At 67.6% G+C, this 25655-nt stretch carries 22 protein-coding genes; 5 read left to right on the forward strand and 17 right to left on the reverse strand.

Translation table 11 applies throughout. From position 1 onward, the window contains the following. Positions 1–15: 15 nt before the first annotated feature. Positions 16–2856: a DNA polymerase I gene (gene polA, locus D620_RS0106770; protein WP_017665044.1), complete on the reverse strand. Its 2841-nt coding sequence runs from the start codon at positions 2854–2856 to the stop codon at positions 16–18. Between the two features lie 209 nt (positions 2857–3065). On the opposite strand from polA, the gene D620_RS14860 reads away from it, so the two are divergent. Next, entirely contained in the window at positions 3066–3353 is a 288-nt protein-coding gene (locus tag D620_RS14860) for a hypothetical protein (RefSeq protein WP_017665045.1), read from the forward strand. A gap of 102 nt (positions 3354–3455) precedes the next feature. Here the strand turns inward: D620_RS14860 and D620_RS0106780 are convergent, their stop codons facing one another. Then, positions 3456–4484 carry a serine hydrolase gene (locus D620_RS0106780; RefSeq protein ID WP_017665046.1) on the reverse strand — a complete coding sequence of 343 codons (1029 nt, stop codon included), beginning with the start codon at positions 4482–4484 and terminating at the stop codon, positions 3456–3458. 276 nt (positions 4485–4760) lie between these two features. On the opposite strand from D620_RS0106780, the gene D620_RS0106785 reads away from it, so the two are divergent. Both D620_RS0106785 and D620_RS16350 read left to right on the forward strand, forming a co-directional pair. Further along, on the forward strand, positions 4761–7097 hold the full coding sequence (locus D620_RS0106785; protein WP_017665047.1) for a DUF305 domain-containing protein: 2337 nt from the start codon (positions 4761–4763) through the stop codon (positions 7095–7097). 50 nt (positions 7098–7147) lie between these two features. Beyond that, positions 7148–7741 carry a hypothetical protein gene (locus D620_RS16350; RefSeq protein WP_155800057.1) on the forward strand — a complete coding sequence of 198 codons (594 nt, stop codon included), beginning with the start codon at positions 7148–7150 and terminating at the stop codon, positions 7739–7741. 37 nt (positions 7742–7778) lie between these two features. Here D620_RS16350 and D620_RS16785 read toward each other — a convergent pair whose 3' ends face one another. After that, on the reverse strand, positions 7779–7928 hold the full coding sequence (locus tag D620_RS16785; RefSeq protein WP_233992011.1) for a hypothetical protein: 150 nt from the start codon (positions 7926–7928) through the stop codon (positions 7779–7781). Beyond that, positions 7925–8641, reverse strand: a complete 717-nt coding sequence (locus tag D620_RS15520; protein WP_233992013.1) for a sterol desaturase family protein — start codon at positions 8639–8641, stop codon at positions 7925–7927. Before D620_RS15520 ends, D620_RS16785 begins: the two co-directional genes overlap by 4 nt. A gap of 238 nt (positions 8642–8879) precedes the next feature. Here D620_RS15520 and D620_RS0106795 point away from each other — a divergent pair, with 238 nt between their 5' ends. Then, positions 8880–11201, forward strand: coding sequence for a TonB-dependent receptor (locus tag D620_RS0106795; protein WP_155800058.1), 2322 nt, complete (start codon positions 8880–8882; stop codon positions 11199–11201). 66 nt (positions 11202–11267) lie between these two features. Here the strand turns inward: D620_RS0106795 and D620_RS16585 are convergent, their stop codons facing one another. From D620_RS16585 to D620_RS0106855, 12 genes are all read right to left on the reverse strand, one after another. After that, positions 11268–13115, reverse strand: a complete 1848-nt coding sequence (locus tag D620_RS16585) for a glycosyltransferase family 2 protein (protein WP_017665049.1) — start codon at positions 13113–13115, stop codon at positions 11268–11270. After that, positions 13112–13498 (reverse strand): GtrA family protein, encoded by a 387-nt coding sequence (locus D620_RS0106805; RefSeq protein WP_017665050.1) that lies wholly within the window; start codon positions 13496–13498, stop codon positions 13112–13114. The genes D620_RS16585 and D620_RS0106805 overlap by 4 nt, the downstream gene beginning before the upstream one ends. Beyond that, a complete protein-coding gene (locus D620_RS0106810; protein ID WP_017665051.1) occupies positions 13495–15585 on the reverse strand; it encodes a hypothetical protein in 2091 nt (696 codons plus the stop codon). Before D620_RS0106810 ends, D620_RS0106805 begins: the two co-directional genes overlap by 4 nt. Next, positions 15578–16732, reverse strand: coding sequence for an FAD-dependent oxidoreductase (locus D620_RS0106815; RefSeq protein WP_017665052.1), 1155 nt, complete (start codon positions 16730–16732; stop codon positions 15578–15580). The genes D620_RS0106810 and D620_RS0106815 overlap by 8 nt, the downstream gene beginning before the upstream one ends. Further along, positions 16732–17751 (reverse strand): hypothetical protein, encoded by a 1020-nt coding sequence (locus D620_RS0106820; protein ID WP_017665053.1) that lies wholly within the window; start codon positions 17749–17751, stop codon positions 16732–16734. Before D620_RS0106820 ends, D620_RS0106815 begins: the two co-directional genes overlap by 1 nt. Further along, positions 17744–18577 carry a sugar phosphate isomerase/epimerase family protein gene (locus D620_RS0106825; protein WP_196795266.1) on the reverse strand — a complete coding sequence of 278 codons (834 nt, stop codon included), beginning with the start codon at positions 18575–18577 and terminating at the stop codon, positions 17744–17746. Before D620_RS0106825 ends, D620_RS0106820 begins: the two co-directional genes overlap by 8 nt. 8 nt (positions 18578–18585) lie before the next feature. Further along, complete coding sequence (locus D620_RS0106830; RefSeq protein WP_017665055.1) at positions 18586–19569, reverse strand: hypothetical protein; 984 nt, start codon at positions 19567–19569, stop codon at positions 18586–18588. Between the two features lie 150 nt (positions 19570–19719). Beyond that, positions 19720–20106 carry a nuclear transport factor 2 family protein gene (locus D620_RS0106835; RefSeq protein ID WP_081596545.1) on the reverse strand — a complete coding sequence of 129 codons (387 nt, stop codon included), beginning with the start codon at positions 20104–20106 and terminating at the stop codon, positions 19720–19722. After that, positions 20103–20336: a biotin/lipoyl-containing protein gene (locus D620_RS0106840; RefSeq protein ID WP_017665057.1), complete on the reverse strand. Its 234-nt coding sequence runs from the start codon at positions 20334–20336 to the stop codon at positions 20103–20105. The genes D620_RS0106835 and D620_RS0106840 overlap by 4 nt, the downstream gene beginning before the upstream one ends. Next, positions 20336–21322 carry an alpha-ketoacid dehydrogenase subunit beta gene (locus D620_RS0106845; RefSeq protein ID WP_017665058.1) on the reverse strand — a complete coding sequence of 329 codons (987 nt, stop codon included), beginning with the start codon at positions 21320–21322 and terminating at the stop codon, positions 20336–20338. The genes D620_RS0106840 and D620_RS0106845 overlap by 1 nt, the downstream gene beginning before the upstream one ends. Next, on the reverse strand, positions 21322–22290 hold the full coding sequence (locus tag D620_RS0106850) for a thiamine pyrophosphate-dependent dehydrogenase E1 component subunit alpha (protein ID WP_017665059.1): 969 nt from the start codon (positions 22288–22290) through the stop codon (positions 21322–21324). The genes D620_RS0106845 and D620_RS0106850 overlap by 1 nt, the downstream gene beginning before the upstream one ends. 26 nt (positions 22291–22316) lie before the next feature. Continuing rightward, the gene (locus D620_RS0106855) at positions 22317–23081 is read right to left on the reverse strand and encodes an SDR family NAD(P)-dependent oxidoreductase (protein WP_017665060.1); all 765 of its coding nucleotides are present in this window, start codon (positions 23079–23081) and stop codon (positions 22317–22319) included. Between the two features lie 160 nt (positions 23082–23241). Between D620_RS0106855 and D620_RS0106860 the strand changes: the two genes are divergently transcribed. After that, positions 23242–25101, forward strand: a complete 1860-nt coding sequence (locus tag D620_RS0106860) for an ABC-F family ATP-binding cassette domain-containing protein (RefSeq protein ID WP_017665061.1) — start codon at positions 23242–23244, stop codon at positions 25099–25101. A 20-nt stretch (positions 25102–25121) separates the two neighbouring features. Here D620_RS0106860 and D620_RS15525 read toward each other — a convergent pair whose 3' ends face one another. Next, on the reverse strand, positions 25122–25607 hold the full coding sequence (locus D620_RS15525; RefSeq protein ID WP_017665062.1) for an isocitrate lyase/phosphoenolpyruvate mutase family protein: 486 nt from the start codon (positions 25605–25607) through the stop codon (positions 25122–25124). Between the last annotated feature and the right edge of the window lie 48 nt (positions 25608–25655).

Raw genomic sequence — 25655 nt, forward strand, 5'->3', positions numbered from 1 at the left:
GGCGTGGGACGCTCTCTAGTGCGCCGCGTCCCAGCTCAGCCCGGTGCCGATCTCGACCCCGAGCGGGACGGTCAGCTCCACCGCAGGCAGCGCCGCCTCGGCCATTACCTGGCGAATGATCGGCGTCGCGGCATCGACCCGCCCCTCGGGCAGTTCGAACACCAATTCGTCGTGGACCTGGAGCAGCATCCGCACATCATGCAGCCCCGCGCCCGCCAGCGCCGGGAGCATCCGCGCCATCGCGCGCTTGATGATGTCGGCACTCGTGCCCTGGATCGGGGCGTTGATCGCGGCGCGTTCCGACCCCTGCCGTTCGGCCTGGTTCTTCGAATTGATCCGCGGGAACCATGTCTTGCGCCCGAACAGCGTCTCGGAATAGCCGCGCGACCGGACGCTTTCGAGCGTTTCGTGGATATAGCGCTGGATGCCCGGGAAGCGCTGGAAATAGGTGTCGATCATGCCTTGCGCCTCTTCGGGCGGCACTTCCAGACGCGCGGCGAGACCCCAGCGTGAAATCCCGTAAAGTATTGCGAAATTGATCGTTTTAGCGCGGCTGCGGGTATCGCGCGTCACTTCGCCGAACATTTCGCGCGCGGTGCGGGCGTGGATGTCCTCGCCTGCCGCGAAGGCCTCCTTGAGGCTCGGCACGTCGGCCATGTGCGCGGCAAGCCGCAGTTCGATCTGCGAATAGTCCGCCGCAAGCAGCACATTGCCCGGCTCGGGCACGAAGGCCTCGCGGATCTGCCTCCCTATTGCCGTGCGGATCGGAATGTTCTGCAAGTTGGGGTCGGTCGAGGACAGCCGTCCGGTCTGCGCACCCACCAGCGAGTAGGAGGTATGCACCCTGCCCGTATCGGGATTGATCGCGGCTTGCAGCGCATCGGTATAGGTCGACTTGAGCTTCGCCAGCTGCCGCCATTCCAGCACCAGCCGCGCGACGGCTGCGCCCTCGGCGGCGAGCTTTTCCAGCACGGTGACATCAGTCGAATATTGCCCGGTCTTGCCCTTCTTCCCGCCCTTGTAGCCCAATTTGTCGAACAGGATTTCGCCCAGCTGCTTGGGACTGCCGACAGCGAATTCCTGCCCGGCGACCGCGTGGATCGCGCCTTCGAGCCGGGCGATTTCGTGCGAGAATTCCTCCGAGAGCCTCGCCAGACGGGCGCGGTCGACCTTGATGCCCTCGCGCTCCATGCCGGCGACGACGGGGATCAGCGGGCGGTCGACGCGTTCGTAGATGCGCGCCCCGCCCTCGACCGTCAGACGCGGCTTCAAGTGCGCGTGAAGCCGCCATGTCACATCCGCATCCTCGGCGGCATAGGCGGTGGCGCGGTCCAGGGGCACTTCGGCGAAGCTGATCGCCTTCTTGCCGGTGCCGCACAGGTCCTTGAACGGGATCGGGGTGTGGCCGAGGTGGCGCTGCGAAAGCTCGTCCATCCCGTGGCCGCCTCCCATCCCGTCCTCGCCGCGCCCGGCGTCAAGATCGAAGCTGATCACCATCGTATCATCGATGGGGGCGACCATGATCCCCTGACGGGCGAGCACGTTGAGGTCATACTTGCCGTTCTGGAAGATTTTCAGAACGGCCTCGTCCTCCAGCAGCGGCTTCAAGAGGGCGATCGCCTCGGCGAGCGGCACCTGATCCGGCTTCTGCGCGAACATGTCCGTCCCGCCGTGACCCAGGGGGATGTAGCAGGCATCGTTGGGGCCGAGCGCGAGGCTGACCCCGACGAGATCGGCGCGCATCGCGTCCAATGAGGAGGTCTCGGTATCGACCGCCACGGCCTGCGCGGCCTGCGCGCGCGCGACCCAGGCTTCAAGCCGTTGGCGCGTCTGCACCGTCTCGTAGGCGGCGTGATCGACCGCCGGAAACTCCGGGAGGGGCTGGCGGTTGCCCTCGCCCGCCGCGGGCGCGGCGGCACTCGCGGTCGTGGGCTTGGCCGGGTTGAGATCGGTGGCGCGCGAGGGGCTCCCCACCCCCGCATCCAGCCGCCGCAGCAGCGAGGTGAAGCCGTGGGTCCCAAGAAACAGCGCCAGCGGTGCCGGCGGGATCGGGCCCAGCGCCATCTCGTCCAGTGGCTGGGGGAGGTCGCAATCCTCCTTCAGCGTCACCAGCACCTTGGATAGCTCGGCATCCCCGCGCCCCTCGATCAGCCGGTCCCTGAGCTTGGAGGGCTTCATCGCCGGCGCCGAATCCAGCGCCGCTGTCAGCGAGCCGTGTTCGGCGATCAGCTTGGAGGCGGTCTTGGGACCGATGCCGAAAATGCCGGGCACATTGTCGACAGAATCGCCCATCAGCGCGAGCACATCGCCGACAAGTTCGGGGCCGACGCCGAACTTCTCCTCGACCTCGGAAAGCCAGATGCGCTGGTTCTTCATCGTGTCGAGCATGTCGATCTTCGCACCGTCCACCTCGCCGATCAGCTGCATCAGGTCCTTGTCGGAGGAAACGATGGTGACATCCCAGCCGCGCCGCTGCGCCTCGCGGGCGTAGGTGGCGATGAGGTCGTCGGCCTCCAGCCCCTCGACCTCGATGCACGGCAGGCTGAAGGCGCGGGTGGCGTCACGGATCAGCGGGAATTGCGGCTTCAGATCCTCGGGCGGTTCGGGGCGATTGGCCTTGTAGTGTTCGTAGATGTCGTTGCGGAAAGACACCCCGCTCGCATCGAGAATCACCGCAAGGTGGGTCGGGCCATCGGCCGCGTCGAGATCGGCGGCGAGCTTCCACAGCATCGTGGTGTAGCCATAGACCGCGCCGACCGGCGTGCCTTGCGGGTTCGTCAGCGGGGGCAGGCGGTGATAGGCCCGGAAGATGTAGGAGGACCCGTCGACGAGATAGAGGTGCTGCTTTTCGGCCATGGCTGCGTGCTAGCACCCGGCGCCGCGCGCGGGTAGGGGTTTGGCAGCGGGGGCCGCCCGGGCAAAGGCGGGCGGGAATGTGGCGAGATTGCGGCGAAAGCGCCTTGTGCGGCGGCGCTGCGCGCCTTAGATTCGGCAGCGAACCGGATGACCGGTCGGCGTGCCCGCCAAGGGTGCGTGGCAATCGCAAGGACAAGGGAACACACCTCATGCGCAAGATCATTCTCGCCGCCGCCATCGCCACCGCCGCGCTCGGCCTTTCGGCGTGCAGCAACAAGACCGAAGCCGAGGCCGACGAGACGGTCGAGGCGATGAACGCCGACGCCGAAGCCAGCGCCGATGAAGGCGCCGCGATCGAAGGCGTCGCCATCCAGAGCGCCGAAGACATCCAGGCCGACGCCAAGGATGCGGCCGACGATGCGGTCAAGACCACCGACGAAATCGGCGACGATGCGCTGAGCGTCGTCGACCAGGCCGAGGAAGCCGGCGCGGAATAAGCGCCCTTCCCCCCTCGGGGCCGAAACGCAAAGGGCGGCTGCCGCTCCGATCAGGGAGGGGCGCCGCCCTTTTTGCTGTCCGCGGTGTGCGGGGGCGGGGCTTCAGCCGCCGGTTGCGTAGGGGGCGCTCGCCCAGTTGCGGGTCGGGTTCTGCTGCGCCTTCACCGCAAAGCCATCATACACAGCGCGCGCGATCGCGGCGATGCGTTCCTCGCGGGCGAGCTTGCCGCCCTGCCCGGTGGCATAGATGGCGACCGCGATCACGCGGCCATCGGGGCATTCGATGATGCCGATATCGCTCGAGGTGTTGCTGAGCGAGCCGGTCTTGTGGCTGACGCGGGCTTCGAGCGGGATATTGGCGGGGATGCGGCGCTTGCCGGTGACGGTGCGGCTCATCGCGCCGAGGATCACCTGGCGGCTCTGTTCCGACAGATATTCGCCGCGGTAGAGCCCGGCAAGCAGGCGCACCATCGCGCGCGGGGTCGCCGCATCGCGGGTGTCGATGAAGTTGGCGGGGTTGTACTCGCCATCGTCCCGCACCAGCGTGGCGATGTCGCGGTTGATCGAGAACGGCGCCAGCCCCTTGCGCTGCACCCAGCTGTTGACCGCCTGCGGGCCGCCGACCGCGGCAAGCAGCGCGTCGGTCGCGGGGTTGGAAGAGCGGGTGATCATCAGCTCGATGAGGTCGATCGCCGGCATGTACTGGCCAGCCCTGACCGGCGCCTTGGCGGTGGAAAACCTGGCCGAGGGCACCGGCAGCATCAGCGGGAATTCGGAGGTGAGGGTGAAGCGGCCCTGTTCCACCATCTCGAGATAGGTCGCAGCGATCGCGACCTTGCTGGTCGAGGCCATCGGGAACAGCTGATCGCCCAGCACCATCACTTCCTCGCCCGTCGCCAGATCGACCGCCGCCACGCCGATGCGGCCCAGCGCGGGGTTGGCGAGATCGGCGATGCGCTGCTCGAAGGTCGAGGCGTAGACGGCATCGAAGCTCTGCGGATCGCGCGCCTGGGTGCCGAAGGTGCTGTCGAAGGTCGCCGTCAGATCGTCCTGCGCCGCAGCCGGGCTGGCAAGCGCCGCGATGGAGGCCAGAAGGCCGGTCAGTGCGGCAAGGAAACGGGGGCGTGCCATGCGACTAAGGCTACTCCGACAGGGTTTCGGCGGGCTTAACGCTGCACTTAGCCACGCGCGATTCGGCGCGGCAAGGCCCCGCTCTGCCGTGTGCGGCGAACGGTGCGAGAGGCACGACCGGGATACGCACGAAGGCCGCGGGAGGCGCGCAAGCGCTTGCTCGAAGGTGGTAAGGGGTTCGTCGATTGGGCTCTTGCGGGGCAGCTGGCGCACTTGACTGCGCACGCGCGCAAGGCAGGGTGGCGGTCAAGCACCGATCCAAGGGGACTTCACGTGATGACCGACACCGCCACCGCCTGCGCCGCGCGCGCCGGCCTTGCCGCCCTGCTGCTGTCCGCCTCGGGCCTGGCCTTTGCCCAAAGCGAACAGGCGCCCGTGCCGATCGTGAAGCCGGGCGCGCCCGGGCAGGCCTCGAAGACGCTCTCGGCACAAGAGGCGACCAGGCTCGCGCAGGCAAGCTACACCGCCGGGGACGTCGCCTTCATGCAAGCCATGATCGTCCACCACCAGCAGGCCGTCGACATGGCGGTGCTGGTCAAGAACCGCACCAACACCGAGGGATTGAAGACCATCGCCGGCCGCATCGAATCCGGCCAGGCCGATGAAATCGCCTTCATGCAGACCTGGCTCAAGGAGCGCGGCGAGCCGCTCGAGGACCCGGCGATGAAGGGTCACGCCGAACACCTGCACCACATGATGAAGGGCATGGCTTCTCCTGCGGACCTGAAAGCCCTCGCCGCCGCCAAGGGTGCGGCTTTCGACAAGCAGTTCCTGACGCTGATGATCGCCCACCACGACGGCGCGCTCAGCATGGTGGAGGAGCTGCTGGGCGAGGACGGCACCGCCGCCGATCCGGTGCTGTTCCAGTTCGTGGGCGATATCGAGAGCGAGCAGAAGGCCGAAATCGGCAAGATGGACAAGCTCCTCGCCAGCCTTTCGGCCGATCCGCGCACAGGGCTTGCAGCGGGCTTCGACAATGCGGGCGAGGCGATCATGGGCCTCGTCAAGGTCGCCGAGCTGGGCAAGCCGGCGGGCTTCTTCAACCCCGAGAACCCGGCTGACCTGCGCCCCGTGGTTCCGCCCCGGAAGGACAAGGACGAGAAGGAGCTGGAAGAAGCGGCCGAAGTTGCCGTGGCGGCAATCGAAGCCGCTGCCGATGCGGCTGCCGCTGCCACCCCGGCCAAGGGCGCTCCCCCCGCCGCCGCTCCCCCGCCGGCGCGTGAGGAGGAGGACAGCCTCACCGAATATGCCGAACGCACCCCCCTGCTCGATTTCGCCAATACCGACATGGCCTTCTTCGGCGACGTGATGGTGGCGGGCTCCTACCACGGGTTCAACATCTACCAGCTGGGCGCGGACGGCATCCCCACCTTGAAGAGCAGCGTCGTGTGCCCCGGCGGGCAGGGCGATGTCTCGGTGGTCGGCAACCTCCTCGTCATGAGCGTCGAGCAGACCCGCGGGCGGATCGACTGCGGGCTCGAGGGCGCGCCGGGCAAGGTCAACGAGGAGCGCTTCCGCGGCCTTCGCATCTTCGACATCTCCGATCTTGCCGCCCCGCGCCAGGTCGGCGCGGTGCAGACCTGCCGGGGGAGCCACACGCATTCGGTGGTCAGCGCCGATCCCACGCGCCTCATCATCTACAACTCGGGCACGGCGGGCATCCGCGACGAGAAGGAGCTTGCCGGCTGCATCGGCGGCACGCCGGGCGACACCCGCACCGCGCTGTTTTCGATCGACGTGATCGAGGTGCCGGTGGCCGACCCCGCCAAGGCGCGCATCGTCAAGTCCCCGCGCGTCTTCGCCGACGAGACCACCGGCGAGATCGCCGGCCTGTGGAAGGGCGGCGACCATGGCGACGACACGCAGACCACCGCGCGCACCGACCAGTGCCACGACATCACCGTCTTCCCGGCGCTGAAGATCGCGGCAGGCGCCTGCTCGGGCAACGGCATCATCTTCGACATCGCCGATCCCTTGAACCCCAAGCGATTGGACGTCGTCACCGACACCGGCTTTGCCTACTGGCATTCGGCGACCTTCAACAATGACGGCACCAAGGTGATCTTTACCGACGAATGGGGCGGCGGCGGGCGGCCGCGCTGCAAGGCGTCCGACCCCAAGACCTGGGGCGCCAACGCGATCTACGACATCGTCGATGGCAAGCTGGTGTTCCGCGCGCATTACAAGATGCCCGCGCCCCAGAGCGACAAGGAGAACTGCGTCGCGCACAACGGCTCGATCATCCCGGTCCCGGGCCGCGATCTGTTTGCGCAGGCGTGGTATCAGGGCGGGCTTTCGGTGATGGACTTCACCGACAGCGCGAACCCCAAGGAGGTCGCCTATTTCGACCGCGGTCCGATCGACGCCAGGCAGATGGTGCTGGGCGGCTACTGGTCGGTCTACTGGTACAAGAGCCACATCTACGGCACCGAAATCACCCGCGGGATCGACGTGTTCACGCTGAAGCCGGGCGAGCACCTCAGCAAGGCCGAAATCGCCGCCGCCAACGCCGCCAGGTATGAAGACAACCGCTTCAACCCCCAGACCCAGACCCGCGTGACGTGGGACGAGGCCGCGATCAAGGCGGCGGCGGCGAGCCGGAAGAGGCGGTGAGGCGATCCTACTAATAGCGATCAAGCATCAACGCGTTTACTAGGTGAGGAATGGCTTGGACAAAAGTTGGGCCTGCCAACATCTTTCTTCTGTACGCGTTAGGTGAAGCTGCGAGAGCAATTGCGGCGTTTGATGAAGCTCTACGCTTGTCACACATCGTGCATGAGCGACAACCCGGGGTGCAAGCGCTTGAGTTGAAGTCTGTTCTTGATCAGTTGCGCCTCGGCATCTCAGCCTCGGCAAGTGTCTCGCGGGTGTTTTGGCCAGCATTCAACCGGAACACAGAGGATCTTGAACGTGCTAAGGCGCGCGCTGTTCGTTTGCGAGAACTCTGTAGAATTCCGCCGCAACATGCTCTCAAAGATCGGACACTAAGAGATGCGGTAGACCATTTTGATGAAAGGTTGGACGCTTGGGTTGGCGATGCTCCTAGGCCCTATCTAACTGATCAAACGGTTGCACATCCGCTGACGGTCAATAAGGCTGAGTACTTGTCCGAAGCGGCGCTTCTAGTATACGATGTCGCGAACAATGAAGTTCTTATACTAGGTAGGCGACTATCTATTATCAAAACTACTGAAGGCTTAGAAGATATTTGCGCTCTGATCAGCAAGGCACTCGTCAGTTTAGATTGGGACGATTGACAACCGCACTACATCCACGAAGTGGTTTCTTCACTTCCTACCCTTCCGGCGCAGCCTTCTTCTCCATGAACGGGCGCAGCGGGAACAGCCATTGTTCCGCGATCGACAGCCGCTTGCGATCGTCCTGACCGACGATGGCGCTCTCGCCGTCCTTGTAGGTGCCGAACACGCGGTCCCAGAAGATCACCGAATTGCCGTAGTTGCAGCGCGTGTCCTCGTAGCTCGTGGCGGTGTGGTGCAATGAGTGGTGCGGATCGTGGTGAAGAAGTAGCCGTACCAGATCGGCGGATCGGCCTTCACATTGGCGTGGGCATAGGTCGCGATCACCCCGCCTGCGGTGATGCTGGCGAACAGGGCGTTCATGTCGACATCGAGCAGTGCGGTGATGCCGATGGAAATCAGGAACAGCTCCACCGGATTGCCCACGAAGCCCTTGGCCGCGTTCAGCTGGGTGATGTGGTGATGCGGCGCGTGGGTCAGCCACAAGGGGGTCCAGTTGTGCATCGCGCGGTGCATCCAGTACTGGCCCAGCTCGAACAGGAACAGGACGATCAGCGTCTGCACGAGGAAGGGCAGGTCGGCGAGCCACGGCGTCGCGATGCCCCAGCTGTCCTTCAGCGCGCTCAGCGGCGAATGGATCAGCGCCTCGGTGGCATAGCCGATCGCGGTGTAGCTGAGGACGACGTAGAACACATCGGTCGCCAGTTCCTTGCCGTTGATGCGCCAGCCCGCGTGGCGCTCGAACACCAGTTCCAGGGCTTGCACGAAGACCAGCGTGCCGATGCCCACCGCCAGCAGCGACCACGGAGTCTCGACCCATGCGGCCGGCGCGAGGCCCCAGAAGGCAATCACCACCGCAAGCGTGGCGGGCGGCAGAAGGTTGATGAGCGACTGTTTCACCGGATCGTCGTCCCCTGATGGATCGGCTCGGCAGTAAAGTGGTGCGGCAGGCTGCGGGAATACGCCATTTTGCGCAGGGCGCCAAGAGCGGGCGGAGTTCGCCGCAAGCGCGCTGTGACCGGCGGGCAACGTCCGCAAATGGTCATCGTTGCGCCCCTGAACTGCAACCAATCCGCCCGCGAACCGCAACATCGCGCGCCTAGGCGCCAGCCTCGCAACCATAAAAGGGGCAAGAAACATGAAGACTTCCGCAATGCGCACCGCATTCCTCTCGGGCACCGCGCTCCTCGTCCTCGCCATCCCCGCTGCCGCCTTCGCGGCCGAGGCCGAGGCTGAAACCGCCGCCGCCGACACCGCTGCCGAGGGCGAAGAGATCGTCGTCTACGGCAAGGGCGAAGTGCGCCAGGTGACCGAAATCGGCGCCGCCGACATCCAGCTCACCACCGCCGGCTCCAGCCCCTTCATCGCGCTGCGCAAGCTGCCGGGCGTCAACTTCCAGTCGGCCGATCCCTTCGGCACCTATGAATGGTCGACCCGCATCACCCTGCGCGGCTTCAACCAGAACCAGCTCGGCTTCACGCTCGATGGCGTGCCGCTCGGCGACATGAGCTACGGCAACACCAACGGCCTGCACATCAGCCGCGCGATCATCGCCGACAATATCGGCGAGACCCGCGTGAGCCAGGGCGCGGGCGCGCTCGGCACGGCCTCGACCTCGAACTTGGGCGGCACGATCGAATTCGCCAGCCGCGATCCGCAGGACGAACTCGGCATTGCCGGCAACGTGACCTACGGCGACAGCAACACGATCCGCGGCTACGCCACGCTCGACACCGGCGATCTCGGCGGCTTCAAGGCCTATATCAGCGCTGCCCATATCGATGCCGACAAGTGGAAGGGCTTTGGCAGCCAGCGTTCGACGCAGGTCAACGCCAAGCTGGTCGCCGACCTGTCGCCTTCGACCACCTTCACGGCCTTCGTGAACTTCTCGGATCGCAAGGAAAGCGACTATCAGGACCTCAGCCTCGAAATGATCAACCGTCTCGGTTATGACTGGGACAACATCTCGAACGATTGGCCGCTCGCAGTGCGCCTCGCGTTCATCGGCGCCAACCGCGGCGATACCGGCGTGGTGGTCGGCCCGAACACCTTCGGCACCACCTATCCCGCCCCCATCGCCACCATCGACGATGCCTATTACGACGCCGCCGGCCTGCGCCGCGACTGGGTTGCAAGCGGGCGCATCGAGCAGCAGCTGGGCGATGCCGTCGCTGCGGGCCTCCAGGTCTATTACCACACCAACAAGGGCCAGGGTTCGTGGATCACGCCCTACCGCGCCAGCCCGAGCGCCGGCCTGCCGCTGAGCTTCCGCACCACCGAATACGAGATGGAGCGTATCGGCGTGCTCGGCGATATCGAGGCGGAACTCGGCGCGCACACCGTCAAGGTCAACCTGTGGTACGAGAACAATGACTTCGAACAGGCGCGCCGCTTCTACGACATGGGCACCAGCCAGACCGTGCCCGGGCGCAACGCTCTCGACTACCAGTCGAACCCGTTCTTCACCCAGTGGAACAACGCCTACAACACCCGCACCTTCCAGTACGCCGTGCAGGACACCTGGGACGTGACCGACGCCTTGACCGTCACGGCCGGTTTCAAGGGCCAGTCGGTGAAGCTTGAAGCGACCCCGATCAACCCCAACCCGGGCCCGCTGGCGCTCGGCGAGATCAAGGCGGAAGACTTCTTCCTGCCGCAGGTCGGCGTGCTCTATACCCTCGGAGGCGGCAACGAGATCTTCGCCAGCTTCACCCAGAACCAGCGCGCCTTCACCGCCGCTGCGACCACCGGTCCGTTCGCGACCTCGGCCGCGGGCTTTGCCGCGCTGCGTGACCGGATCGAGCCGGAAAAGACCAACACCTACGAGCTCGGCTTCCGCTTCGGCGAAGGCCAGCTTTCGGGCGTGATCGCGGCCTATCTCGTCAACTTCTCGAACCGCCTGCTCGCCGTGCCGCAGGGTCCGGGCATCGTCGGCAACGCCGCGCTGCTTTCGAACGTCGGCGACGTGCGCTCGCTGGGTGCGGAAATCGGCCTCCAGTGGCAGCCGGTCGAAAGCTTCACCGTGACCGGTTCCTACGCCTACAACGAGAACACCTACCGCAACGACATCGTCAACCAGGCGGGTGTGGTCGTGCAGGCGATCGACGGCAAGACCGTGGTCGACAGCCCGGAAAGCATCGCCAACCTCGAACTGGCCTATGACAACGGCAGCTTCTACGCCCGCGCCAATGCCAACTACACCTCGGAGCGGTTCTTCACCTACTCGAACGATCGTTCGGTCGACGGGCGCGTGCTGGTCGATGCGCTGATCGGCTACCGCCTCCAGAGCGACAACCGCTTCCTCGACGGCCTCGCCATCGAAGGCACGGTGACCAACCTGACGGGCGAGGACTATGTCGGCACGATCGGTTCGAACGGCTTCGGCTTTGCGGGCGACAACCAGACCCTGCTCGCGGGCGCGCCGCAGCAGTTCTTCGTGACGCTCCGCAAGGATTTCTGATCGGGTCCTGACACCCGATACCTTGCTGGGGGCCGGCGAGCGCGCGCTCGCCGGCCCCTTTTTCGTTCAGCCCGCGAGGCGGTAGAGCGCGAGCGGGCAGCCCGGCACCGGCGTGACGGCGAAGGTCTTGCGCGCCCGGTCGGCATGCGCCGGACCGGCGGCGAGGACATGGGTGACCTTGAAGGTTGCCGCGAAGCTGCGGGCATCGGCGGCATCGAGCCGCCCCTCGGCAAGGTTGCGCGGCGCCATCATGGCCGCGATTCCGCCTTGCGCCCCGGCCCGCGCGGCGAACAGGTCGTCGCCGATGACCAGCACCCGCGCGTCGGACACGCCGGCAAGGCAGGCCTTGAGCGTGCGGACATCGGCAGGATCGTCGAAGGCCGCAGCCTCTCCGGCGCGGGGCGCGGTGAGCGCGAGCGCCGCTGCCGCGACCACCGCGACCGCTCCGGCCCCGCGCGCAAACACCCGGCGCTGCGCGAGCGCACCGCTCGCGGCGATCCCGAAGCTCGCCGCTGCCAGCAGCGCCGTCCAGACCAGCGCGCTGAAATAGCGCTGCTCGACATAGCCGGTGAGCAATTGCGGCGCGAGCATCGCCGCCATCAGCACCGCGAACACAGTCAGCACCGCATGGGGCGCCCCGTGCCCGCGCAGCCCGGTCCGGCACAGCCGCGCCAGCGCGGCGGGCAGAGCGAGGAAGGCCGCCGCCACGAACCCCAGCGGGCTCAGCGCCAGCCCCGCCGCGACATAGGCCAACCGCCCGAGATTCCCTGCGACCTTGCCCGCCCACGCCGCCGGATCGTCAGCGAGGGTCGGCTGCGCGGCGGGCCACCAGTCGGTCACATAGGCGCGCGGATCGAGCGCGGCGGCGATCCCGGCATTGTCGGTGGCAAAGGGCGTGCCGAAGCTCGCCGACCACGGCCCTTCGCTGGCGTAGGAGCGCCAATGGGTGAAGCGGTAGAAATCGCCCACGACGGTCTGCGACAACTCCCACAGCGCCCAGGAATCGGGCGAGTAGGGCGGCGCGGCCGCCACCCCTGCCAGCAGCACCGCCAGCAGCGCGACAAGAACGGCCACCGGCCACAGCCACCCCGCGCGGCCCACGGCGCTGTCCGGCGTGTAACCGCCGGTCGCCGCCATGAAGGTCTCTGCGAGCAGCGCCAGCTTGGACGCGAACCCGCCGATCTTGGTCGGCACCTTGCCGTCGTCGGGGTAGCGCCGCTCCACGGGCACATGGGCGACCCTGAGGCCCAGCTGCCCGGCCCGCACCGTGAGATAGAAGAGCAGGTTATAGACCGAAAACACCGGACGGAACGGCTGCACACCGGGGTGCGTCAGATAGCGGGCGGAATAGGCGCGAAAGCCGTTGGTGGTGTCGGTGAACCAGTGCCGGCCCGCGATGCTCAGCATCGGCGCGTGGACCAGCCGGTTGGCGATGGTGCGCTCCAGCGGCGTGTTTTCGGCCGCCCCGCCGGGCAGGTAGCGCGAGCCCTGAACGTAATCGCAGCCCGCTTCCAGCCTGGCGACCATCGCCGCGACCGCCTCGACCCCGTCCTTGCCATTACCGTCGATGGTGACGATGCCCGCATAGCCCTGCTGCAAGCACCAGGCATAGGCCATGCGCAATTGGGCGGAGAGCTTGCCGGGCCCGGTCTTGGTCAGCACCGCGCGCACGCCGACCTGCGCCATGAAACCGGGATCGAGCGAGCCGTCGCTCGATCCGCCGTCGGCGATCACCACGTCGACCGGCAGGCCCGCAGCCGCGATGCGGGCGAGCTGGCCCCTGATTCGCTCGCCCTCGTTGATGACGGGGATGACTAGCGCATGGGCATGAACGCGCGGGGCGTAGAGCGCGGTCTCGTGCGCGGGCAACTCCCATGCGGCGTCATCGAGGATCAGGGGCGGCAGCACGGTCATGCGCGTTCCCCCCGGGGCGCGAAGACGATCCGTTTGGAGAGCACGAAGTTGACACTGAACGACACCCCGGCGCCTGCGACAAGGATCGCCAGCGGCCAGGCCCCCGGCAGCGCCCGGTCGAGCAGCGCGACGATCCCCACCCGCACCCCGAGCGTCGCCAGCGCGACACCCGCATAAAGCCCCGCGCGCCGCAGCGAGAGCGCACCGTTCCGGAAACTCCAGGTCTGGTGGATGACGTAATTGGCCAAGGCTGCCACCGCAAAACCGCTCGCCGCCGCCAGCCACAAGGGCACCCCCGCCCACCGATGCAGCGCAAAGGCGATGGCAAGGTCGAGGATCACCCCCAGCACCGTCACCGCGAAGAAGCGCACCAGCTCGCTCACCGGGCGTCTCCCGCAAGGTGGCGGGCGATGCCCTCGGGCAGCGGGGGGAGCGCGGCGAGGTCGACATCGGGTGCGGCGGTGGCGGTGCAGGCGGCGCTGCCGATCGCCGATCCGTCGAGGGTTTCGAGCGTCAGCCGGGTCGCGCGACCCGGCGCGACCGGCGCCATCAGCTCGAGCGCGGGCACATTGGCTATACCGTAGCGGGGGAAACCGGCCCAGCGACCAGTGGTGCGGGCGGTATCGGGTGACGTCTCGATCACCGTCAGCATCGCCCCGCGCGCGGTGGCGAAGGGCGGCTGGCGGGTGAGGCGGACCGTCGCGGGGCCCACCGCAGCGCTTTCCACCTCGACCACGATCCGCCCCGGCGAAGCTTCGGCAATGCGGCAGGTGGCAGATGCAGGGGGCAGGCGCCGCGCATCGCTGCGCACCCACAGCACCTGCTGGTCATTGCGGGCAAGCGGCGCGTAATTCTCCCGCAGCGCGCGAAAAAATGGCCACTGCGCGCGGGTCAGCCACCCCTCCCACCCGCTGTAATCGGGAGCGATGGTGGTGACCGCGGCAACCTGCCCTCGCGCGACGAGCGCGGTGAAGGCGGCGCGCTTGTCCGGCCCCAGCGCATGGATCAGCGAGCCGACATCGGCGGGGCTGCGCACCCCGGCAACAATATCGAGCGGCGAGGTGTAGACCGAGAGCAGCCGGCGATCGGCCGGGATGCCCTGCTGGTCCCACGCCGCCGCCAGCTGGCGCATCGCGGCAAGGTCCCCTGCATAGGCGGGGGTCACATGGAACCCCAGCGCCGGGTCATAGACAGTGCGCCCGGCCCGCTCCGGTGAGGTGGCAATCCTTGCCGCCTCGGTCCCCGCCATCGCCAGCACCGCCGCTCCGGTCAGCGCGGCGATGTGGCGCGGGCCGATGGGACGCAGCAGCCCCCTCGCCTGCCGCCACAGCCCCGCAGGCAGCACGATCAGCGGTGCGCAAGTCGCGAGGACGAAGGTGATGCCGTTATACTCCGCCCCGACATGCCCGCCGATCTGGGGTACCAGGGCCGTGCTGAGCACGCTTGCGCCCACAAACAGGAAGGCGCTCCCCCGCACCGGGGCGCTGCGTGCGCGCAGGCGCTGGATCGCGGCAAAGGCGAGGCAGGCCGCCAGCACGACGAGGCCCAGCGCCGCCAGCGGATCGGCATCGGCGAGGATCTGCGGCAGGTCGGCGGGCGAGAGGATACGGGTGCCCCGGTCCCACGGGGCGAAGAACCAGAACTGGTCGCCCGCGACATCGCGGAAATTGTATTGGATCCACGGGCCGGGCGCGCTGTGGGTCACGCCCGTCAGGAGCGCTCCGGCCGAGGCGGCCAGACCCGCGCCCAACCCCGCCAGCGTCCGCGCCAGCAGGGCAAGCCGCTCCCACAAGGCCAGCACCAGCGCGCCGGCGGGGGCGATCACCAGCGGAACCCCCGCATCGTTCGACCACAAGAGCCCCGCTCCCGCGACCAGCCCGAGCATGACGCCGCCCGTCAGCGCGCGCCGCCCGAGCAGCACGCGGCGCAACAGCACCACATAGAACGGCAGCACAAGGAAAGGGAGCGCCCCGCGCAGGGGCCGCAGAGACACGCCCGGGTCCAGCGTCGCCGGCCACAGGATCCCGCTCGCCTGACCCACCATTGGCCCGGCGTAGTAGAACAGGCACACCAGCACCAAAGCCGCTTGCCAGCGGGCGCGGGGCGGGATCGGGCGGATCAGCCACACGCAGGCGCAGGCGGTCCCAAAGGCGCCCAGCAGAACCATGGTGTAGGCCGCCAGCGTCGAGGCGAACAGCGTCTTGCCGCCCGCAACGAAGACCGGCAGCAGCGCCAGCACCATCGTCACCCCGAGGTATGACTGAAACGCCGTCCCCAGCTGATCCCCGCGCGCGAAATGGTCGGCGGCGAACCATGTTTGCAGCGCCCCGTCGATCGAATTGAGGCTGTGCGCGTGAAGCAGCCATGCACCCCGCAAGGCAGCGAGCACCACGAGCACCCCCGCAAGCGCGGCAAAGCCGCGCGCGCGCCCGCGCAGGCCGGGAACCTCAGGCCCAGAAATCTCAGGCATGGACCCGCCCGAACACATGCGCAGGGTCAAGCGCGGCGAACTCCCCGCCGCTGCCCTTCACCGCTTCGAACAGGTCGTAGATATTGTCGATCTTGCCGCCCAGCACCGAGATCACCCGGCTGGCTGCCGGGCTGCGGTGATAGAGGATCGGGCGCCCGTCATCGCCCTCGTTCTTGATGAGGACGGTCTTCACCTCGTAGATCGAGCGCCGGTATTGCGCCCCTGCCAGACAGGGCAGATAAAAGCGCGCATCGCGCAGCATGAAGGCGTAGCGGCTCTCGGGCTCCAGCCCGGCGAAATGGGCATGGGGATCGCGCGCCGCCGCATTGTCGGCCCAGCTGTCGTGCGGGATGTAGCGCACGTGGGTGAGCGAATAGAGCCCCTCGGCAGGGTAGGGCATGGCCGAGAAGAACGGCCCGTCCATCACCGTCACCCCGATGCGCTCAAGCTCGCCCGGGGGCTCGATCAGGGCGAGCTCGGCGATCTCGTGCTTGAGGCGGGCGGGCGGCAGGCCGGCCTTGGCAAGCACGGCATTGATCTGCGCATAGGTGATGTTGAAGGCGAAGCGCGCGGTGACCTCGCTGCCGTCGGAGAGGCGCGCAAGCACCCCCTCGCGGCGGTCCTCGAGGCCGACAACGGCGGTCGCCAGCCTGACTTCGATCCCCGCGGCCGCCAGCCTTTCGCCCACCAGACGGCCGAGGATCTTGTGATCGAAGGCGACCTCGCGGCAGGCGAAGGCTTCCTCGATCCGCTCGGCATCGAACAGCGCGCGGTGGGCAGGCGATGCGACCGCGATCGGCGCGCCCATGTCTCGGAACATGCGGTGGAATTTCTTCGCCGTCACCTTCGAGCGACGCCGCGCGATGGCGTAGAGCATCTGGAAATCGCCGACCACGGCCTCGGGGAAATCGGCGAGGAAGCGGCGGTGGAGCAGCATCGACTTCACCGCCGTCGCCGCAGAGCGCGGGTAGTGGAAGCCGGTGTGCACCCGCGCCTGGTTGACCCGCGAGGCGCGGTCCATCAGCCCCTCGCCCGCCTCCACCAGCAGCACCCGCGCGGAAATCGAGCGCAGGTAAAGCGCGAGGCAGCAGCCGTAAAAGCCGCCGCCGATGACGATGCAATCACAGGAGGTGCGCCCGGCGCTCATCACCCCTCCGGAGGCGGAGCAGGCGTATCGCTCTCCAGCACCACGTTGAGATCGAAGGCGACCTGCTGGAACAGATCGATGCGGTTCACCTCCTCGGGCACCAGGCCCGCCTTCAGCCGCCGCTGCTGCTTCAGCAGGTGCTGGAGGCCGAGGCTGAGGCCGAGGGTCGAGAAACCCATGAACACCGCGCTTACCGCCAGCATCGCATTGGTCGTCAGCCAGCCTTCCGCCAGGCGCTCCACCAGCAGCAGCGCGCCGATGATCCAGGCCGCATAGGCAAGGCCGACCAGCGTCAGGATCGTCGAGGAGATCGCGACCACAGTCAGGATCGTCGGCGTGAGATAGACCAGCAGCGTCTGGAGCAGCGCCAGCCGCCGGGCGATGCCGGTGAAGGCGGTGCGGCTTTCGACATTGGCCGCGGTCCGGAACCATTCACGCGGCAGGCGCGGGTCGCGCGGGGGGAAGCGCAGCGCGAGGCGCGGCTCGTCATGCGCAAGCAACAGGTTGAGCAGCGTGCGCGGCACCGCGATCGACTGGAATTCGGCCGGATCGACATTGAAGCCGGCGAGCTTGCCGAGCGCGATGAACGGCCAGGCGAGCGCGCGCTTGAACGGGCGGCGCGCTGGGCGAAAGGCCATCGTCACCGCGTTCCGGCTTTCGGCGAAGTTCAGAAAGGCGAGCACATCGAGCGCCGCGATCTCGTCGAGATTGCCGAGGATCACGAGGTCGCCGATCGCTTCTTCGGCGGCGATCACGCGGCGGTCGTAATACTCCGTGCCGCGGCGGACCACGAAGAGGCGGATGTTGGGCACCTCGCGCACGATATCGAGGAAGGCCTCGCGGCTCGTATCGTCGACCACGAGGATGATCTCGCGGAAGCGGTAGGCGCCGTCGAGCGTGGCGGCCAGATCGCGCAGCTGCGCGAAGGTGGCGGGGGTCGCGGCAAGCTCCGAAAAGCACCCCGAGACGACCACATCCTCGCGGGCCTTGGGAAATTCGCCTGCTCCGGGCTCACGCATGGGCTGCCACCATGGCGTCATGCGCGGCGGCGAGCCCGGCTACGGCGCTGCGCACGGCGGCAAGGCCGAGGGCTGCGCGCTTCATCTCGATGGAGACCGCGCGGACATATCCGCCAGCGCGCAGCGCGGCGAGGACGGGGACCAGCGCGGCCGGATCGGCGGGCGCGGGCGCAAGGTCGGGCTCGCTGACGTGGATGTGCGAGAGGCGCGGGGCAAGATCGGGGAGAAGCGCGGGCACCGAGGCGAAATCGCCGTTCATGTGCATGGCGCCGAGATCGAGGTGCGGAACGATCGCGGGATGATCGACCCGGGCGACAAAGCCCAACGCCGCGCCAAGCGTGGTGCAGAAATTGGTGCCATAGGCCGCCGGATTGGCCTCGATGGCGATGCGGGTGTCGGCAGCGGCGGCGGCATCGCCGAGCTTGCGGAACACCTCGGCGGCCTCCGCCAGCGCCTGTTCCATCGCCAGCCCCTCGGGCACGCGGCGCTGCTGCGGCGAGCCGAACACGAGGTTGGGAATGCCGAACCGCTCGGCGAGCGCGATGGCGCGGCGCATCGCCTTGTCGAAGGCGGCGCGGGCCTCGGGCGACCCGAACAATGCCGCGCCGGTGACACCGAACAGCAGCGATTGCATCGAGACCACGGCCAGCCCCGCATCCGCCGCCTCGACCCGCGCGCGGCGGGCGCTGGCGGTGTCGGGCACGAAGGGGTCTTCGGCCTCGTGGAAGAACAGCGCAGGCGCGATCTCGAGCCCGGTGAAGCCCGCCCCGGCGAGGATCGCATAGGCCTCGAGCCGCTCGTCGGGTGCCCACGCGATGTTCGACATGGCGAGCCTCATGCCGCGCCCCCGCGCTCGCCCGCGAAGAAGGCGGCGAGGCTTTCGAGCGTCGCGGCGGCGGTGAACTGGTAGGGATCGCTCGCGCCCCACAGGCCGGCGTGGCGGGTGCGCATGTCCTCGGCATGGAGACACGCGGGCGTTTCGGGCATGGGGCGACCGGTGAGGCGCGCATGGATAGCGGCGGCGGCAAGCGGTTCGGGGGCGAGGTGGAGACGGGCGAGCCCCGCCGCCAGCGCGATGCCGATGTCCTGCCACAGGCGGGCGGTGTCGTAATACTGGTAGGTCGCGGCGCGGTGGTGGAACTGCGTCGCGCTCGCCCCCAGTGCATCGAGCGCAGCTTCCAGCGCGGGCCGGCGCGGGTCGGCATCAAGCGCCGCACGGTCGAGCCTCAGCATCCCGGTCGGCGCATCGGGGGTGTAGAGGCCTTCGAACCAGCCGGACAGATCGCGGTCCAGCGCGCGCAGCAGGCCTTGGTGCCTCTCCCCGGTGAGCATCGAGGGCACCGGGTTCAGCAGATCGAACAGGAAATTCTTGCGCAGCCCTGCGCCGAATAGCGCGGGCAGGCGCACCACGAGGCTGCCGGGGAAACGCTCCTCGACAAAGGCCTCGAGCGCGCGGCGATGGCGGCCATAGGCGAGGGTTTGCTGGAACGCTGTCGTGCCCTCGTCATCGCCGCCCGCGAAGTCGGCAAGCACCGCGATCGAGGAGATCAGCACGACGCGCTCCGCCGCGACGCTATCGAGCCGCGCGATCAGCGCGTCGATCGCCGCCTTGTCGCGCTCGGGCGCGCGGTTGGCCTCGAGCATCGATCCCGGCGCGGCGGCGCACACCAGCGTGCCGAAGCGCGCGCCCGTGATCTCGCCGATATTGGCGCTGTTGAAGCAGGCATCGAACCGCGTCTGGCGCAGCAGCGCGCCGCCGACAAAGCCGGTGTGGCCGATCAGGGCCGTGGGGCGGGGAAGGACGGCTGGGGCAGTCATCGCGTTGTGGGCCGGGCTCGCTCAAAGTCCGCAGGATGCGACCCGGCCGGCCCGGCAGCCGCAGCGGCCGCCGAACCGTCACGGTTCGCGCCCACTCGCGATAATTAACATTGCTCTAGATTGGGTTAACCACCCTCCTGCCACCCCGGGTCAGGCGCGCGCGGCGATCTGGGCAGCGTCGAAATAGTGGATGCGCAGGGTCCTGAGCAGCCCGTCCTCGAAGGTCCCCGCCTCGCAGATGGTCTGGGTAAAGGGCTCGCTGCCGTCCTTGGGATGCATGGTGAGGCGGATCACCATCACCGCGTGGGTATCGCCCCCGGTGCAATCGAGCATTTCGAGCTTCGTGTCGGCCCACGTGCCATACATGGCGGCAGCGCAGCGCTGGAGCGCGTCCCTGCCCCGCCACTCGCCCGCGAAAGGCAGGCTGGCGGCCTCGTAGAGCACGAAATCGGGATGGATCAGCGCCTCCACCGCCGCCCAGTCGCGGGTGCCGGCGGTGGCGTAGACCGTCGCCAGCATTTCCCTAGGCGTGCTCATTCCTCAATGGTGCCAATGAGGTCGCCGACCTTGTAGACCGCGCCTTCCTCGCCCGTGGGATGGATGATCCCGCTGGCCTGGGCCTCGATCTCGGTGGTGCTCTTGTCGGTCTCGACGGTGTAGATGATGTCGCCCTTCTCGACCCGCTCGCCGTCGCCGAACATCCATTCGACGAGGGTCATTTCGACAGCGCTCATGCCGAGCTTGGGAATGCGGATTTCACTGGCCATTAGAGCTTTCCGAGAGAGGCTTTGATCTGTTCGACGATTTGCGGCTTGGTCGGGATCCACGCCTGTTCCAAGTGGCTGGCGAAGGGCACCGCCGAGAAGGTCCCGCCGATGCGCCGCACCGGGCCCTTGAGGCTGTCCCAGCACTTCTCCTGGATGTTCGCCGCGAGTTCCGCGCCGGTGCCGAAGGGGCGCACCGCTTCGTGCAAGGTGAGCGCGCGGCCGGTCTTGCGCACGGATGCCAGCACCGTCGCCTCGTCGTAAGGCGCAATGGTGCGAAGGTCGACGACCTCGACGCTGATGCCTTCCTTGGCAAGGTCATCGGCCACCGCCAGCGCGTCCAAGACGGTGCGGCCATAGGTGATGATCGAGATGTCGCTGCCCTCGCGCGCGATCGCCGCCTTGCCGAGCGGAACGCGGTAGCCCGGGCCCGGGTCCTCGGCCTTGAGGCCGTAGCACAGGATGTTCTCGATGAAGATCACAGGGTCATTGGCGTCAATCGAGGCGCGCATCAGCCCGCGCGCATCGGCCGGGTTCGACGGCGTCACCACATGAATGCCCGCCACATGCGCAAACCACGCTTCGAGCATGTCCGAGTGCTGCCCGCCGAAGCCGACGCCGACGCCGGTGGTGGTGCGGATCACCATCGGGCACGGGGTCTGCCCGCCGCTCATGAAGCGGAGCTTGGCGGCGTGGTTGACGATCTGGTCCATGCACACGCCGACGAAGTTCATCAGCATGATCTCGGCAATCGGGCGCTGGCCGGCGAGCGCAGCACCCACCGCCGCGCCGATGATCGCGGTCTCCGAGATCGGCGTCGCGCGGATGCGGTGTTCGCCGTATTTCTCGGTCAGGCCCGAGGTGACCTTGAACACCCCGCCGCCCTGCTTGGCGGACACGTCTTCGCCGAGGCAGAACACGCCCGGGTCTTCGGCCATCGCCTCGTCGATCGCGAGGTTCAGCGCCTGGGTCATGGTGATCTGGGCCATCAGGCGGTCTCCTCCAGCACGTCCTTGTAGATTTCGCCCACATCCGGCAGCGGCGCGGCAAGCGCGTGTTCGACCGCCGCGTTGATCTGCGCGTCGATGTCGGCGACGATCGCGTCCAGTTGCTCTTCGGTGAACTGGTGTTCGAGCATCACCTTGCGCAGCTTGGGGAGCGGGTCTTCGGCCTTCATCTCGGCGATGTGTTCAGGCGGCATGTAGCTGAAATCGGCGCCGAAGAAGTGGCCCATCATGCGGTAGCACATGGCCTCGACCAGCGTCGGCCCCTCGCCCCGGCGCGCACGGTCGACCGCTTCCTTCACCGCAGGGTAGATCTGGTGGACGTCGTTGCCGTCAACCGTAACCCCCGGCATGCCGTAACCCGCCGCGCGCGCCGCGATGTTGGGGCTGTCGGTGTGGTCGGCATAGGCGGTGTGCTCGCCATAGCGGTTGTTCTGGCACAGGAAGATCACCGGCAGCTTGTACAACTGGGCCATGTTCATCGCCTCGTGGAAGCCGCCGATATTGGCCGCCCCGTCGCCGAAGCTGACCAGCGTCACGCGCCCGTCGCCGTTGTTCTGGCTCGCCATCGCAAGGCCATTGGCGATGGGGAGGCCCGATCCGACCACCCCGGTCGTCACCATGATCCCCGTCTCGGGATCGGTGATGTGCATGGTGCCGCCCTTGCCCTTGCAGGTGCCGGTCGCCTTGCCGAGGCATTCGCCCCACCACTTTTCCATCGGGATGCCCTTGGCGGTCTGTTCGCCCTGCCCGCGATAGGTGCACACGACGTAGTCGTCCTTCTCGAGCGCCGCCATCGCCGCGGCCGAGACCAGCTCCTGCCCGCGCACGCAATAATACATCACCGCGACCTTGCCGCCCATCAGCAGCTCGCGGAACTTCTCGTCGGTGCGGTTCACCTTCATCGTGCGGGTGTAGATGTCGAGCAGCTTGTCGCGGTCTATCTCGGCCATGTTGGGTGCCTCTCAGGGAAGGGGGATTAGAACTGGACGCGCTGGGTAAACCCGCCGTCGACCACGATATTCGCGCCGGTCATGTAAGGCACCGCCGGGCTCGCGACGAAGACGATCGCCTTGGCGACCTCGACGGGCTCGCCGAAGCGGCCGGTGGGCATCTTGGCGAGGGTCGCGTCGAAGAACGGCTTCATGTGCTCCTCGATGATCTCCCAGTTGCCGCCCTTGTAATAGATCGCGCCCGGGCTGACGGTGTTCACGCGGATGCCCTTGGCGGCGTAGGCCTGCGAGAGCTGCGAGGCATAGGTAATCAGCGCCGCCTTGATCGCGTTGAAGGGGTTGGGGGCGATGAAGGTCTCGAGCGCGGCGGTCGAGGACAGCATCACGATCGAGCCCGTGCCCGAAGCCTCAAGGTAAGGCGTCAGCGTCTCGACCGCGAAGGCCGCGCCCTTCAAATCCATGTCGAGGCACGCCTGCCAGTCGCCGGCCCCGCCGGTGCCCGAGGCAGAAGCGGTGTGGACGAAGATATCGCACCCGCCAAGCTCGGCCACGGCCTTTTCGAGCCACGCCTGATAGGCCTCGGTGCCCGACGCCATGTCGAACACTTCGGCAAAGACCTTGCCGGGGCCGGCAGCGTCGATCTCGGCAACGGCGGCGGCGATCTTGTCTTCCTTGCGACTGAAGAAGGCGACATCCGCGCCCTCGGCGGCGAACAGCTTCAGGGATTGCAGGCCAAGCCCGTGGGCCCCGCCGTTCATGATGACCTTCTTGCCCTTCAATCCCAGATCCATAGCGCCTCTCCCCGGCTTGTCGTGGTGGCCTGCGGGGATAGCCGAGGGACGGGGCGGGGCGTATCGTCAAATTTGGGGGGTTGCGCGGTTGTTTGCCGCTGGCGGCGCGCGGGCGGGATTTCCTTTGGGGCCTCCGCAATAGCCTGTTACAGGCGCGCGCATGCTCACGATCGACAACGTCACAGTCCGGCTCGGCGGCCGGGCGATCCTCGAACGCGCCAGCGCGACCGTGCCGGCAGGCGCGCGCGTCGGTCTGATCGGCCGGAACGGCGCGGGCAAATCGACCCTGATGAAAACGCTGATCGGCGAGATCGAGCCCGATGACGGCGAGATTTCCAAGCCCGCGCGCGCGCGCATCGGCTACATCGCGCAGGAAGCCCCGCACGGCAGCATGACCCCCGAGGAGGTCGTGCTCGCCTCGGCGACCGAGCGCGCGGCGCTGCTCGCCGAGCTCGAAACCTGCACCGATATGGACCGGATGGGCGACGTCCACGAGCGCCTGCTCGCCATCGACGCCTATTCCGCGCCCGCGCGCGCGGCGAAGATCCTCAATGGCCTCGGCTTCGACGAGGCAATGCAGCAGCGCCCCGTCGACAGCTTCTCGGGCGGGTGGAAGATGCGCATCGCGCTTGGCGCGCTGTTGTTTTCCGAGCCCGACATCCTGCTGCTCGACGAGCCTTCGAACCACCTCGATCTCGAAGCGACGCTGTGGCTGGAGAACTTCCTCAAATCCTACCCCGCCACGCTGGTGGTGATCAGCCATGAACGCGACCTCCTCAACAAGGTGGTCGATCACATCCTGCACCTCCAAGGCGGGCAGCTGACGCTCTATCCGGGCGGCTACGACGCCTTCGAGAAGCAGCGGGCCGAGCGCGCCGCGCAGCTCGCCGCGGCCAAGGCCTCGCAGGAGGCGCAGGCGGCGCGGCTCAGGGATTACGTCGCGCGCAACTCGGCCCGTGCCTCGACTGCCAAGCAGGCCCAGTCGCGCGCCAAGATGCTCGCCAGGATGCAGCCCATCGCCGCGCTGATGGAAGACCCGAGCCTGAGCTTCGATTTCCCCGATCCTTCCGAGATGAAATCGCCGATGATCACGCTCGAGCACGCCGCGGTCGGCTATGGTGCGGCGCCGCCGATCCTCAAGCGGCTGAATTTCCGGATCGAGGCCGATGACCGGATCGCGCTCCTCGGGCGCAACGGCAACGGCAAGACGACGCTCGCCCGCCTGCTCGCCGCGCAGCTTGCGCCTGCCGAGGGTGCGGTGAATGCCCCGGGCAAGCTGAAGGTCGGCTATTTCACGCAGTACCAGGTCGAGGAACTGGCCGGCGAGGACACCCCGCTCGACCTGATGGCGCGCGCGATGGAAGGGCAGTCTCCCGCCGCCGTGCGCGCGCAGCTCGGGCGTTTCGGGTTTTCCGGCCCCAAGGCGCAGACGCGGGTCGAGAAGCTTTCGGGCGGGGAGCGCGCGCGGCTCGCGCTGGCGCTGATTACCCGTGACGCGCCGCATCTGCTGATCCTCGACGAGCCGACCAACCACTTGGATGTCGATGCGCGCGAGGCGCTGGTGCAGGCGCTGAACGCCTATAGCGGCGCGGTGATCCTGATCAGCCATGACCGCCACATGGTCGAGCTGACCGCGGACCGGCTGGTGCTGGTGAACGGCGGCACGGCGCGCGAATACGACGGCAGCATGGATGATTACATCGACTTCATCCTCGGCCGGAACCAGCCGAGGGGCGCAGGCAGGGAGCGCGGCGGCGCGCGCGGCGGCAAGGCCGGGGCGGACCTCAAGGCGGCGCAAGCCGAAGTCAGCAAGGCCGAAGCCGCGATTGCCCGCCTGACCGACGAGGTCGAAAAGCTGGACGCGCGCATCGTCGCGCTGAGCAGCGAGGCCGGCGGGCAAAGCGGCGCAGCGATGCAGCGCCTGCTGACCGACCGCGCGGCGGCCGCCGACAAGTTGGCGGCGGCGGAAGAAGCATGGCTCGCCGCGGGCGCTGCGCTCGAAGAGCTTCAGGCGGCGTAAGCCCCGCCGCTGGCGCAAGATCAGATCTGGTTGAAATCGGCCCAGCGCGCGTCCTGCTGGTAAATCTCGTCGAAGCGCAGCAGGCTGCACATCTGTGCAAAGGAGAACAGCGGCACCCCTTCGTTGAGACTGGCGCCGTTCGTCTTGAGCATCCGCAGGGCAGTTTGCGTGGCTGCCGCGGCCGCCAGCGCTGTCATGGCCGGGAAGATCGCTCCGGAATAGCCCATCTGCTCGAGCGTCGCTGCCGGAAGGATCGGCGTGTGGCCGCCGTCCGCCATGTTCATCATCGCTGGCCCCGGCAAGCGGGCGGCAACGAAGGCGATTTCCTCCTCGGTCGTCAGGGCTTCGGGGAACAGGATGTCGGCGCCTGCCGCATGATAGGTTTCCAATCGCCGAAGCATCGCATCGAGCCCTTCCATGGCGCGGGCATCGGAACGGGCGATGATGAGCGGTCCGGCCTCGCCTTCGCGCGCCTCGCGGGCGACCCTGACCCTGTTCCTCAGCATGGCCCATGCACGGGTCGAGATCGCTGCCTGGGTCGAGGATTACAACCG

It is taken from the genome of Porphyrobacter sp. AAP82 (assembly GCF_000331285.1).
In the GTDB taxonomy this organism is placed as follows: domain Bacteria; phylum Pseudomonadota; class Alphaproteobacteria; order Sphingomonadales; family Sphingomonadaceae; genus Erythrobacter.